11 protein-coding genes and 2 pseudogenes are annotated in these 12,391 nt (G+C 46.2%); 10 read left to right on the top strand and 3 right to left on the bottom strand.

Annotated features, from left to right (window positions below; translation table 11 throughout):
- Positions 1-2: 2 nt before the first annotated feature.
- Positions 3-434: a DUF3408 domain-containing protein gene (locus GKD17_RS09680; protein WP_007838697.1), complete on the bottom strand. Its 432-nt coding sequence runs from the start codon at positions 432-434 to the stop codon at positions 3-5.
- Positions 431-1,195: a ParA family protein gene (locus tag GKD17_RS09675; RefSeq protein WP_007838696.1), complete on the bottom strand. Its 765-nt coding sequence runs from the start codon at positions 1,193-1,195 to the stop codon at positions 431-433. The genes GKD17_RS09680 and GKD17_RS09675 overlap by 4 nt, the downstream gene beginning before the upstream one ends.
- A gap of 646 nt (positions 1,196-1,841) precedes the next feature.
- Between GKD17_RS09675 and mobA the strand changes: the two genes are divergently transcribed.
- The 10 genes and pseudogenes from mobA to GKD17_RS09625 all read left to right on the top strand — a co-directional run bounded on the left by mobA (position 1,842) and on the right by GKD17_RS09625 (position 10,239).
- Positions 1,842-2,294, top strand: coding sequence for a conjugal transfer protein MobA (gene mobA, locus GKD17_RS09670; RefSeq protein ID WP_007838692.1), 453 nt, complete (start codon positions 1,842-1,844; stop codon positions 2,292-2,294).
- 1 nt (position 2,295) lies between these two features.
- Positions 2,296-3,549: a conjugal transfer protein MobB gene (mobB, locus tag GKD17_RS09665; RefSeq protein ID WP_007838691.1), complete on the top strand. Its 1,254-nt coding sequence runs from the start codon at positions 2,296-2,298 to the stop codon at positions 3,547-3,549.
- Positions 3,550-3,584: 35 nt separating this feature from the next.
- Positions 3,585-4,574: pseudogene (locus GKD17_RS09660) on the top strand (YWFCY domain-containing protein); the annotation flags it as partial.
- Positions 4,575-5,139: 565 nt separating this feature from the next.
- Positions 5,140-6,945, top strand: coding sequence for a reverse transcriptase domain-containing protein (locus GKD17_RS09655; protein WP_007839264.1), 1,806 nt, complete (start codon positions 5,140-5,142; stop codon positions 6,943-6,945).
- Positions 6,946-7,063: 118 nt separating this feature from the next.
- A pseudogene (locus GKD17_RS09650) lies at positions 7,064-8,101 on the top strand (TraM recognition domain-containing protein); the annotation flags it as partial.
- A 221-nt stretch (positions 8,102-8,322) separates the two neighbouring features.
- Complete coding sequence (locus GKD17_RS09645) at positions 8,323-8,856, top strand: DUF4326 domain-containing protein (protein ID WP_007838687.1); 534 nt, start codon at positions 8,323-8,325, stop codon at positions 8,854-8,856.
- Positions 8,857-8,893: 37 nt separating this feature from the next.
- Complete coding sequence (locus tag GKD17_RS09640) at positions 8,894-9,160, top strand: hypothetical protein (protein WP_007838686.1); 267 nt, start codon at positions 8,894-8,896, stop codon at positions 9,158-9,160.
- A gap of 11 nt (positions 9,161-9,171) precedes the next feature.
- Entirely contained in the window at positions 9,172-9,426 is a 255-nt protein-coding gene (locus GKD17_RS09635) for a DUF6926 domain-containing protein (RefSeq protein ID WP_007838684.1), read from the top strand.
- 11 nt (positions 9,427-9,437) lie between these two features.
- Positions 9,438-9,926, top strand: a complete 489-nt coding sequence (locus tag GKD17_RS09630; RefSeq protein ID WP_007838682.1) for a hypothetical protein — start codon at positions 9,438-9,440, stop codon at positions 9,924-9,926.
- Between the two features lie 19 nt (positions 9,927-9,945).
- Positions 9,946-10,239, top strand: coding sequence for a DUF4120 family protein (locus tag GKD17_RS09625; RefSeq protein WP_007838681.1), 294 nt, complete (start codon positions 9,946-9,948; stop codon positions 10,237-10,239).
- A gap of 219 nt (positions 10,240-10,458) precedes the next feature.
- On the opposite strand, the gene GKD17_RS09620 is transcribed toward GKD17_RS09625, so the two are convergent.
- On the bottom strand, positions 10,459-11,715 hold the full coding sequence (locus GKD17_RS09620; protein WP_032936778.1) for an ATP-binding protein: 1,257 nt from the start codon (positions 11,713-11,715) through the stop codon (positions 10,459-10,461).
- Positions 11,716-12,391 lie beyond the last annotated feature (676 nt).

Here is a 12,391-nt window from a genome sequence, read left to right as displayed (position 1 = left end):
GATTAAAATGGTTTTAATGGTTTGTAATATTCCTTGTTGTATAGTTCATTGATTTCTTCCCAATGTTGTTGGATATGGTCCACGAGGATATTGCTTATATACCCCGATATGCTCATATCCGGAGCAATGACCGGAAGGATACGCTTGATACATTCGGCCACTTCCCGGTTTATATAGACATGGGAACGGTTGGATGCAGGTATATTGACCAGATACCTTTCCTTATAGCCACCCGCTTCCTCTTTCTTTTTCCGTGTCTTTGCAGAAACCGCTTTCTCTGGTGAGGGGCCGGCGGTTTCTGTGACGGGAGGGGCTTCCGTTTCCAGCTGTTCCGCATCTTCTTCAGCGGGCTTCTCCCTGCCGAAGACAGGAATATCCCCGACAATGATATTCTTGAGGATATCCTCATTCACTTCCACTTTTTTCTTTGTCATGAGTGTACAAGTTTAAGTTTGACTATAAGTTCTTCTGCCAGTTCTGCCAATCCGCTTCCTTCCAGTTGCTTGGCTGGAGGAGGCAGCAGGGTGCAGCGGAAAAAATCACGTTTTGCATGGGTGATTTCTTTTTCGTAGCGGCATAAATCGGGAAGTTTGGTGTCAAGGACAGTCAGATGCAGTTCCCTCATGACCTCCGCATAAGATTTGTATATTTCCACGTTGGTACGTTTTTTCAGCTTGTTCCAAAAGAAGATGATATCCTTGAGCGGCACATCTTTCGTGTTCTTGACATAATCAAGAACCGTCGTGGAAAATGCGAGCGTGCTCTGCATGATGATAAGGTCGGGAGTGGTGGGAGTCAGGACATAATCCATATTGACGATGGTACGGAATACCCCGGTGGATTCTACCGTTCCGGGCAAATCCACAAAAATCAGGTCATAGTCACCGCTTGCAGCAAGCTCGTCCGCAGCCTCTCTTGCCTTTTCCGAAGTCGCTCCCACAATCGGATAAGCTTTCTTTGGTACGCGATTCCATTGCTGCTGTAACAATTGCTGAAAATAGGCACTGTTGGTAATGGCTTTTTTGTCCCGTTCTCTCATGCGCACAAGGCTGTGCTGTGGAGAATCACAATCAATGATTGCCACGTTCAGGTTTTTCTCGAAATGGAGGTAGCTGGAAAGCACTACCGTCAAGGCCGATTTCCCGACCCCTCCCTTTTGGTTGCTGACTGCAACGAATAAAGGTTCTTTGCTCATAATCTTTTCTTTTTATGGGTTATTGAATATATATCTGTTTCATCCGTCAATCCGTGAACGCTTCTTTCCGACCGACCACGGTATGCTTCATCCGCTATTCCGACCGGTAACGTGTCCGTTATCGCATTCTTCCGTTAATGGTCGGTCTGTTGGTCATGACATTCCGATAACTGTCATATCCGACATTGCTTCCACTATCCGGACCGATAACGGAAGCATCAGACAATATGACCATTATACCGTTATCGGAAGCTCGGTTTCATCCGTTCACGCTGCAAATAAAAGGGTATTTTTTCATACCGGCATCATGTTTCAGGGGAGGTGACGACCTGTGTCATCATTTGTCATCACGTTGCATATAACTTACTATTTCACAGCAATATATACTGCCATAACTTTGCACCGACAACGAAACGGATACCGCCGCGGGGCTTTCCCGAAGCCGAAGAATGAGGCTGAAGGGTCAAACACAATTTGACGGAAGGAGAATTCATGTTCAAGCGAACATAGCAAGTTGTGTTTTGGGCCGCCCGAAATGATTCGGGCATCCCAAAACAACTTGCCGCTCGCCTGACGGCTCGGGGAGGATTCACTCCAAAGTCGTGAATCCGGGACGGAAAATCAGAAACAGAAAATATCAACGCGTATGGAAGAAAACAAGAAGAAAAACTTAAAGAAAAGCGTGGGCCGGAAGCCCAAGCCGGACCCTGCCGTGTTCCGTTACGGCATCAAGCTGAACGCCCAGGAGAACGGGCAGTTCGAGCTGCTGTTTGCAAAATCAGGACTCAAACAACGGGCACGGTTTATCAAGTCAATGCTCTTTGGCCGCGAAATCAAGGTCGTGAAAATAGACAAGGCGACGATGGACTACTACATCCGCCTGACCAATTTCTACCACCAGTTCCAGAGCATCGGCAACAATTACAACCAGACAGTGAGAACCGTCAAGACCAACTTCGGGGAGAAACGTGCTTTCGTTCTGCTCCGCAATCTGGAAAAGGCTACGATAGACTTGGTACTGTTGAGCAAGCGGATTATCCTGCTGACCCGCGAGTTCGAGGAGGAGTACCTTATAAAAAGAAAAAGGGAGGGGGAATGACATGGTGGCCAAAATCAACAGGGGTGTTTCGCTCTACGGGGCGATTACCTACAACCAGCAGAAAGTGAACGATGCCACCGCGCGTATCATTTCGGGAAACCGTATGATTACCGATATGACAGGCAGTCCGGAGCGTGTCATGCAACAGACCCTTTGGGCATTTGACAACTACCTGCTTGCCAACCGAAATACGGAAAAGCCGGTGCTGCATATCTCCCTGAACCCTTCGGTGGATGACCGCCTCACGGACGGCCAATTCGCGGAACTGGCAAAGGAATACATGCAGAGAATGGGCTACGGCGACCAGCCTTATATTGTATATGTACACGAGGACATAGGCCGGAGGCATATCCATATCGTCTCCACCTGCGTGAACGAGAAAGGGGAAAAGATAGACGACGCCTACGAGTGGAACCGCTCGATGAAAGCCTGCCGGGAGCTGGAAAGGAAATTCGGGCTGAAACAGGTGGAGGACAAGCGGAAAGAGTTGCTGGAACCCTACCTGAAGAAAGCAGACTACCAAAGCGGCGATGTGAAACAGCAAGTCTCCAACATCGTCAAAAGCGTGTTCGGAACCTACCGTTTCCAGTCTTTCGGAGAATACAGTGCCTTGCTTTCCAGCTTCAATATCGAGGTGAAACAGGTGAAAGGCAAATTTAACGGGACACCTTACAACGGGATTGTCTATACCATGACTGACGATACGGGAAAACCGGTATGCACGCCCGTCAAGTCCTCCCTTATCGGAAAACGCTACGGCTATGAAGGGCTGGAAAAGCGCATCGGGTTCAATGCCCGTGAATACAAGGCAAAAAAATGGCAGCCGAAGATACGGAACGAGGTGGCGCTTGCCATGCACGGATGCCGGGGCAACAGGGAGGACTTCATCCGCCTTTTGAATGGGCGTGGAATAGATGCGGTATTCCGCGAGAACGACGAGGGACGCATTTACGGCGCGACCTTCATCGACCACCGGAACCGGGAGGTGTACAACGGCTCACGGCTCGGCAAGGAGTTTTCCGCCAATGCCTTCGAGCAGCTGTTCAACAGTCCGGTCAATACTCCAGATTTGGATGCTCCCGTGCCTGATTCCAGCCGACAAGAAAGTTTCTCTTCTGAAATGGAAAGCTCCATCGAACAGGCTTTCGGAATCTTCGATATTTGTATCAACGGTCCCGACCCGCAGGAAGAGGCGCTTGCCCGCAGGCTGCAACGCAAGAAGAAAAAGAAACGCCGCTCCCGTGGAATATCCTGATTACTGATTTTACAAACCATTAAAATTATATCATTATGCAACAAGAAGATGATTTGAGAGGACTGGCCAAGGTCATGGAGTTCATGCGTGCCATATCCATCGTGTTTATTGTTATCCACGTCTACTGGTACTGCTACCGGTCATTCGTGGATATGGGTATCAACATCGGAGTAGTAGACAGGATACTCCTTAATTTCCAGAGGACGGCGGGGCTTTTCAGCAACCTGCTCATCACAAAAGTATTTGCCGTCATATTCCTCGCCCTCTCATGCCTGGGCACAAAAGGCGTGAAGAACCAAAAGATGACATGGAGAAAGATATACGCCTCTTTTCTTGCCGGGTTGGTGCTGTTCTTTATGAACTGGTGGATGCTCGACTTACCGTTCAGCCCGATGGTCAATGCCGCCTTATACACGGCAACGCTTACTGCCGGGTATATCCTGCTGCTGATGTCGGGCGTATGGATAAGCCGGATGCTGAAACACAACCTCATGGAAGATGTGTTCAACACCGGCAACGAGAGTTTCATGCAGGAGACACGGCTCATGGAGAACGAGTATTCCGTGAACCTGCCGACAAAGTTCGTTTATCAAGGCAAGGAATGGGACGGATGGATTAATGTTGTAAATGTTTTTCGTGCGTCCATCGTGCTTGGAACTCCCGGCTCGGGCAAGAGCTACGCGGTGGTAAATAATTACATCAAACAGCAGATTTCCAAAGGATTCGCATTATATCTGTATGATTACAAATTCGATGACCTCTCTGTCATAGCCTATAACGAGCTATTGAAGAACCTGGACAAATACAAAGTCAGACCGGAGTTCTATGTGATAAATTTCGACGACCCGAGGCGCAGTCACCGGTGTAATCCCATCAACCCGAAATTCATGGTGGATATCAGCGATGCTTACGAATCGGCATACACCATACTCTTAAATTTGAACAAGACCTGGATACAGAAACAGGGTGATTTCTTCGTGGAGTCCCCGATAATCCTCCTCGCGGCTATTATATGGTACTTACGGTGCGCCCATAAGGCAGTGTAATAAATATCTATTTAGCAATAGATTAGGTTAGAGTTCTATGAAAATAAGACCTACTGTCATCCGACTTATCCCAGAGGGAAACCCGAGGGGGAGTGTAGCATGTCGGAGAAGCCATAAGTCAGCCAACTGCCACGCTGCGACTGAATGGCAAGACAGAAAGACGGACATGAGGATGAAGCCTGAACTGGTTGAACAACAATCCAGTGGCACATACCAGGGCTGTGGCGGAAGGCAGTTACCAACGCCATATCGCATGTACCCCAGCAAGTGTTTAGGTTGTATGGGGCAAAGAACTGACTGCGACACGTCTGCAATAAGCAGATTAACGGACGAACGTTGCATCCGACAGTCTGTCATGCTTGTTATTACACCCGCTAAATGGGGATTGCCTAAACCGAAACGCCGAAAGGCTATAGAAGTCGTTCTTGAATATTCGGCATGGCAACGGAGCTTCCGTAGTAGTCCGAGCAGGGTAATGCCCTGCACATGGCGAAGGGAAGCAGTTATATAATCAATATAATCAAAGGAAAATGTGAGAGACATTATGAGAAATCCAAAGAATGTATTGAACAACTTAGTGAAACACAGCAATGTATCGGGCTATAAGTTCGAACGGTTGTATCGTATTCTATTCAATGAACAGATGTTCTATACCGCCTACCAGCGAATCTATGCCAAACAGGGCAATATGACCGCTGGGACAGACGGCAAGACAGTTGACGAAATGAGTATTCAGAGAATAGAAAATCTAATCTCCAAGCTTAGAGACGAAAGTTACAAACCCAACCCAGCCAAAAGGGTCTATATCCCTAAGAAGAACGGAAAGAAACGCCCGTTGGGCATCCCGTCTTTTGAAGACAAGTTGGTGCAGGAAGTGGTACACATGATACTGGAAGCCATATACGAGGGAAGTTTTGAAAATACCTCACATGGATTCAGACCACGTAGGAGTTGCCAGACTGCATTAACCCAAATTCAAGATACGTTTCTCGGAACAAAATGGTTTATAGAGGGGGACATAAAAGGCTTCTTCGACAACATAGACCATAACGTTCTGATTGGCATACTCGAAGAACGCATAGCGGACGGGAGGTTCATAAGGCTCATCCGTAAATTTCTGAACGCTGGGTATATTGAAAATTGGAAATACAGACACACGTACAGTGGAACTCCGCAAGGCGGCATCATTAGTCCCATACTGGCTAATATTTACCTTGACAAGTTCGACAAGTACATGGAGGTATACGCCCAATCTTTCAATAAAGGCGCAAGCAGAAGATTGGATAAGGATTACCGTCGGATTAAAGACCGTAAGAACAAGCTGGAAAAGAAACTGAAATCCGAAACCGATACAAAGGTACGGAAAGACCTTATTGATAAAATCAAAGGGTATTACCGACAGATGCAACAAATGCCTTGTGTCATGGAAATGGATGAAGAGTACAGACGGTTGAAATATGTCAGATACGCAGACGATTTCTTGATTGGGGTTGTCGGCAGCCATGAAGAATGTGGGCAAATCAAAGCGAATATCACACAATTCATGAAAGATAAGCTAAAACTTGAACTGTCGGCAGAGAAAACGCTTATAACCCAAGCACAAGAAAAAGCTAAATTTCTGGGATATGAAATAACCGTACGCAACTCCAAAGCCACCAAGAGAGATAAGAATGGAGTGCTCAAAAGAATGTTCAACCGCAAGGTTGTACTTCTACTCCCGAGAGAGGTGGTCAAGAACAAGTTGATTGACTACAAAGCCATGAGGGTTATACAAACCAATGGCAAGGAGGATTGGAAGCCAAAGGCACGCAGTTATATGATGAACCGCAAACCGGAGGATATTGTAGCCCAATTCAATAAGGAGATAAGAGGATTCTACAATTATTACTCGATAGCGAACAATGTATCTACTCTTTGCAAAAGGTTCGGTTATATTATGGAATACAGTATGTACAAAAGCATCGCCAAAAAGCAAAGCAGCAGTGTACGGAAGATTAAAAAGAAATACTCGAAAGACAAAGACTTTGTAATCAGTTACACGGATGCAAAAGGGCAATGCAAATGCCGTGTGTTCTATAATGAGGGTTTCAAGAGAAAAGACGCTCAATGTGATGCTAAATGCGACATAATGCCAAACACCAATTTTCTGCCAGCCTCAAGTCTTGTTGAGAGACTAAAGGCGGAACAGTGCGAGGTATGCGGAGCGCATGGCAAAACGGTGATGCACCATGTTCGTGCCTTGAAAGACTTGACAGGCAAGAACGAATGGGAACGCATCATGCTCAAAATGCACCGTAAAACATTGGCAGTCTGTCCAGAATGTAATGCTAAAATACATGGCAATGTATAACACTAAGTTGAATTATAACGGAGAGCCGTGTACATGGAGACATGTAAGCACGGTTCGGGGGCAGGCTCTCGGAAACCTACCGCAGAAATGCGGCAAGGCGCCGAGTGCCGAGCCTACCATCTATCAGGACGGCAAATACTGTACGTTCCCTCACGCGATAGAATTTCTGAACAAACCTTATGCCGATATTTTCACCATTCTGGCCTCATACCCGTCCTTGGAAAACTATCTTTCCCCCTTTATGGATGCATGGCAATCCGGAGCCCAAGATCAGCTCCAAGGCCAGATAGCATCGGCAAAAATCCCGCTTTCGAGGATGATTTCCCCGCAACTTTACTGGGTGATGACAGGCGATGATTTTACATTGGATCTGAACAATCCCGAACATCCCAAAATCTTGTGTGTCGGCAACAATCCAGACAGACAGAACATCTATTCCGCCGCCCTCGGACTGTACAACAGTCGTATCGTTAAGTTGGTAAATAAAAAGGGGCAGCTCAAATCTTCCATCATCATAGACGAGCTTCCCACGATTTATTTTCGCGGTATCGACAACCTCATTGCCACCGCCCGAAGCAACAAGGTGGCGGTCTGCCTCGGTTTTCAGGACTTCTCGCAACTGACACGTGACTACGGTGAAAAAGAGGCGAAGGTAATCCAAAATACAGTCGGCAATATTTTCTCAGGTCAGGTCGTGGGTGAAACGGCCAAGAACCTTTCGGAACGCTTCGGAAAGATACTCCAGCAGCGGCAGTCCCTCTCCATCAACAGGCAGGACACTTCCACCTCCATCAACACGCAGATGGACTCCCTCATTCCTGCATCGAAAATCGCCAACCTCTCGCAGGGTACGTTCGTGGGAAGCGTGGCGGACAACTTCGGGGAAGAGATAGACCAGAAGATTTTCCATGCCCGTATCATTGTCGATAGCGAAAAGGTGGCGGCGGAAACCAAAGCCTACAAGAAAATACCGATTATCAATGAGTTTAAGGATGCCGACGGTAACGACATCATGCAACAGCAGATAGACCGGAACTATTCCCGAATCAAGGAGGACGTGGTTCGGATAATAGAGGATGAAAAGGAAAGGATATCCAATGACCCTGATCTGAAACACCTGATTCCGCAGGAAGAAAACGACAAGGAAAATGAATAGCAATTGAAAGGCCGCTTTTTTATTTCAGCCTGCAAAGGTCGTCCCGTGCCTTTTGGATTGAGCAAGGCCGGGCCCTTGCGGGTTTTCGGGAAAATCTTCCGCGCTCCGCTTGCGGTATTTTCCCGAAAAGCCTTGCACAATCCGGCACGGAACGGTGAGGCAGGCAAGAAATAAAATACCGGCTTGCCGGTCAGAAATGTTTAACGACTAAAAAACAAGTTATGAGCAAGACAAGAGTAGTCAATATCCGCAAGGAATCCTGTGACGTTTACATAGGAAGAGCGGGACATGGGAAAGACGGTTATTTCGGAAACCCGTTCAGGCTGGAAGCGACAATGGCAAGAGGCAGTACGCTGGAGAGTTACAGAAAGTATTTTTACCATCGTTTAAGTACGGATGAAGAGTTCCGCGGACGGATTGAAGAATTGCAGGGCAAGACGCTGGGATGTTTCTGCAAGCCGAATCCTTGTCATGGGGACATCATAAAGGAATATCTGAATCGTATGGAGGGACGTACCGATGAAATAGGTATAGAAAAGACCTACTGGAAAGGAGTGGCGTACCCGGTCAGGGAAATCCAGGCCGGCAATGGCACATTCAGGGTATCTGTGGAAAGACTGCGTGACGAGTTGGTGAACGATATGCGTAACGGCATTTATGAGGCAATGGAAGCGAATGAAGAGATTGACGGTTACTGCACTGACGAGGAATTATGCACACTGACCGATGATGCCCTGTACAAAATGTGCTGCTGAAATATAATAGGATTCAAACAATAAAAACATAAAGGACATGAAAAAGAGAAGCAACTTCACACCTATGAAAAGGTTCCATGAGATTCTTGACAATTATGGTCTGAAACTGATGGAAGTGGGAACCAACCACCTGAGAGTATTCCTTGGCAACCGGAAACTGTTCGACTATTACCCGTTGCGGATGAAACTGTTCGATTACCGGCAGTGGCAACAGCTGACCTATCCGTCGGTCATGGACGGTACGGACAAATGGGAAACGGAATTGGACAGTATCATCAACAAACTTATGGTATTACCGCAGTAAACATCGGCATTATGATTGAAAGTGGCAGACAGACGCTCGCTTGGGACAATATTCCCGAATGGGCGATTTTCGCATTGGAGTACGGCATAGAGGAAGAATTATTTTTGACGAATGAGGATCTGGAGATGATAAGCCGGTTCACCGGCGAGAATTTCCCGGACGGCTACACGATGAGCGTGGACTGGGAATCATGCAGTGAATTCAACCCGCGTCCGGCATTCGGGAAACCGTGCAAAACGTACAAGGTAACTTTTATAACATCATAAATCAGCTTGAAATGAGAAAGATAACATTAAGCGAATACAATTCCATCCCGAAAGATTATCGCGGGATTTGGACCGTGGAGCGTTGGGATCTGCCGAATTGGGCGGAGATACGGGAGAAGCACATGGGAAAGCGCACCATGATGGTATATGACAAGGGAACGTGCCTATTAGTGGAGGGACTCGGGTTTGAGGTTGTAGACGACAGTGCTTGGAAAAAGCCGGATGAAGTCAAGAAGGAAATAGGCGGTCACTACTTGAAATTCTACAGCGAACAAGGGCGTGAACCTCATTACGCGGATTGCATCATCCGATGGAGCGACACATTGGAGACGGAGGAAATGCGGATTGCACTGGCTATGGATTCCGACACGGAAAAGGACGATGGGATATTCTTCTACTGCGACAGCCTGGAAGATTTGAAATCACTGGCTGACAAGGGTCAGGAGGATTTTACCATAGCCGGATGCCTCTGTTTCAGGATATACGAAGATTTATTATAAACTTAAAAAACATACGGAAATGAGAATCAAATGTCAGGAACATTACGAAAAGACCGTCAGGTATGCGGAGAGCATCGGTGACGAAACGTTGAACAAATGTATCGAACGCCTCAAACAATGGGAAACCAACTCCAACGGCAGGTATGAAATAGAATTATATACCGATTTCGCACCATATTCATTCGGTTTCGCGGAAGTGGAACAAGATGGAACAAGAGGTATTGTCGGAGGGTTGCTCTATCATGGCAATCCTGACCAGTCATTGGCCGTAATGATTGGAGGACCGTTTCACGGTTGGAGCATACATACCTGAATCAGGTTGTATCATACACACTTTTTTCACTCATTATTTTGTCGCTGACTGTAGTCAGCAGAGTCGGAACGCTAAAATCCGTATATAGGGAATTAAATCGCATATTTTGAGAATTTTCCGTAAAATTCGAACTTTAAATCCTTATATGGTAAATTTAGGAACGACAATTTCCAATGACAAGTTTTGCCCTGCCGATTTGAGAGTTAAGCCACAGGGAACTTACAATAACATGCCCTCCTTATCTTTGAGGAAGTCAATCACATTGATTATTGATATACCATCTTCATTCACATAAGATGGCGTCAACCCTCCCACAATAACGATTTTAGGAAATCCATCTTTGATATGACAGAGAGAATTGGTCTCTTGAGCGATTTTCTCTTGGGTAGGCATATCAAGTGCGGATTGGATATAAATACGCTTATTACCCCTGTTACAGATAAAGTCCACTTCCAACAACTTTCGTATTTTCTTTCCCTCATTATTCATTTGCCGCACCTCCACTTGTCCGACATCGACAGAATACCCTCTGATTCGAAGCTCGTTATAGATGATGTTCTCCATAAGGTGTCCACCGTCAATCTGCCTGTAATTCAAACGTGCATTACGCAATCCGACATCTTCAAAATAATATTTTGACGGTGTATTGATGTAATGCTTTCCCTTGATATCGTACCGGATGGCCTTTTCCAACATAAACGCATCTTGTAACATACCGAGATAATTCTGTATGGTTGTATCTGAAATACTATGACCTTTTACCGATTTGAATGTATTTTCAAGATTTGTCGGATTGGTAAGGCATCCTATATTAGAAGCGATGATGTCTATAAGCTCACTTAAATCATCATCATTTCTAATACCGTAACGATCTTTAATGTCACGGATATACGTGCCCTTGAATAATGATTTCAGATACTTTTCCTTTTCCTCCTTGCTTGAAAAGGATACGACCTGCGGCATGCCGCCATAAATCATGAAATCTTGTAACGCGGAGAGTTCGCTATCGTACTGTCCGGCCTCAAGGAATTCAGAAAAACTAAGAGGGTGAACTCTGATTTCATACCCGCGACCGCGGAATTCGGTGATCACATCGCTGGATAACATACGGCTGTTGCTGCCGGTCACGTATACATCCGCATTTTTTATTTTCAGATAGCTGTTAAGCACATCTTCAAACTCTGAAACCATTTGAATTTCATCCAATAGTATGTAATACATTCCATTGTCTGTCATGTGGTTGTCAATGTAATCCAACAATACATCCGGGTTCCTGAGTCGTTTGCTGCGCCGGTTTTCCAAATCCACTTGAATAATATGTTCTTCATCAACGCCACTTTCCAGTAACGATTGTTTGAACAATTCAAACAGAAGATAAGATTTGCCACAACGACGCACTCCGGTAATGATTTTGATCATTCCGTTGTGCATGACACTTTTCAGTTCTTGTAAGTATTTGTCTCTTGGTATAATCATGTCGCAAAAGTAGTGAAAATTATCGATACTCCGAATGTCGTACTGGAGAAAATTGGGAAAAGTCCCATATTTCTCCAACAGGATAACCATCCATGAGCTTGTTCATATTCTTCCATAAACAGCTATCCTTAGTGCCGCTTCACTCACTAAGTCCCCCGGAGAAGATAACTCGGAGGGCGATACCTTCCACGTTCAGGCCCCCGGTTTTCGCGCAAAAAATTCCCTGCGGTAATTTTTCACCCGAAAAAACGTTCCGGTATCACCGTCCGAGTTGGAGAAAAGGCCGGGACTTAGCAAGCGAAGCGACCTACGACGCATAGAACAAGGTCAAAACAAAATCGGGCGGCGGTATTTTACCTCTTTGAGCCGTCCCAATGGGGACATCAGTCCGACCGGCAATTTCTTTTTCCCTCTGCCGCCTGTCCTATAAGGAATACAAGGAAACGGGGACTAAAGCAGCTCGCTCTCAACTCTGCATAATACAGGCTTCTTTTTTGGAGGTGGCTTTTCCTTCTTTCCGCCCTCCTGCCTCGGTTCGGCCTTTTCCCCGTCTTTCGGCAATCCGTTCTTTTGCGTTTACCTTCCGTTTCTGTCCGTTTGGGTTTTCGCATTGTCACCCCTGTGGTGAAACGTGGTGACAAGTGATGAAATGTGTAGTACAACTAATTACAAAACA

Origin of the sequence: Phocaeicola dorei, from assembly GCF_013009555.1 — a bacterium.
Classification (GTDB): domain Bacteria; phylum Bacteroidota; class Bacteroidia; order Bacteroidales; family Bacteroidaceae; genus Phocaeicola; species Phocaeicola dorei.
Note: the sequence above shows the minus strand (reverse complement) of the source record. Positions and strands in the feature narration are given on the sequence as shown.

Bases quoted from the DNA above. Each gene is read 5' to 3' on its own strand.
- GKD17_RS09640 (WP_007838686.1), top strand. From the start codon at position 8,894: ATGAAAAAGAGAAGCAACTTCACACCTATGAAAAGGTTCCATGAGATT.
- GKD17_RS09680 (WP_007838697.1), bottom strand. From the start codon at position 434: ATGACAAAGAAAAAAGTGGAAGTGAATGAGGATATCCTCAAGAATATC.
- GKD17_RS09620 (WP_032936778.1), bottom strand. From the start codon at position 11,715: ATGATTATACCAAGAGACAAATACTTACAAGAACTGAAAAGTGTCATG.
- GKD17_RS09645 (WP_007838687.1), top strand. From the start codon at position 8,323: ATGAGCAAGACAAGAGTAGTCAATATCCGCAAGGAATCCTGTGACGTT.
- GKD17_RS09630 (WP_007838682.1), top strand. From the start codon at position 9,438: ATGAGAAAGATAACATTAAGCGAATACAATTCCATCCCGAAAGATTAT.
- GKD17_RS09655 (WP_007839264.1), top strand. From the start codon at position 5,140: ATGAGAAATCCAAAGAATGTATTGAACAACTTAGTGAAACACAGCAAT.
- mobB (WP_007838691.1), top strand. From the start codon at position 2,296: ATGGTGGCCAAAATCAACAGGGGTGTTTCGCTCTACGGGGCGATTACC.
- GKD17_RS09675 (WP_007838696.1), bottom strand. From the start codon at position 1,195: ATGAGCAAAGAACCTTTATTCGTTGCAGTCAGCAACCAAAAGGGAGGG.
- mobA (WP_007838692.1), top strand. From the start codon at position 1,842: ATGGAAGAAAACAAGAAGAAAAACTTAAAGAAAAGCGTGGGCCGGAAG.
- GKD17_RS09625 (WP_007838681.1), top strand. From the start codon at position 9,946: ATGAGAATCAAATGTCAGGAACATTACGAAAAGACCGTCAGGTATGCG.
- GKD17_RS09635 (WP_007838684.1), top strand. From the start codon at position 9,172: ATGATTGAAAGTGGCAGACAGACGCTCGCTTGGGACAATATTCCCGAA.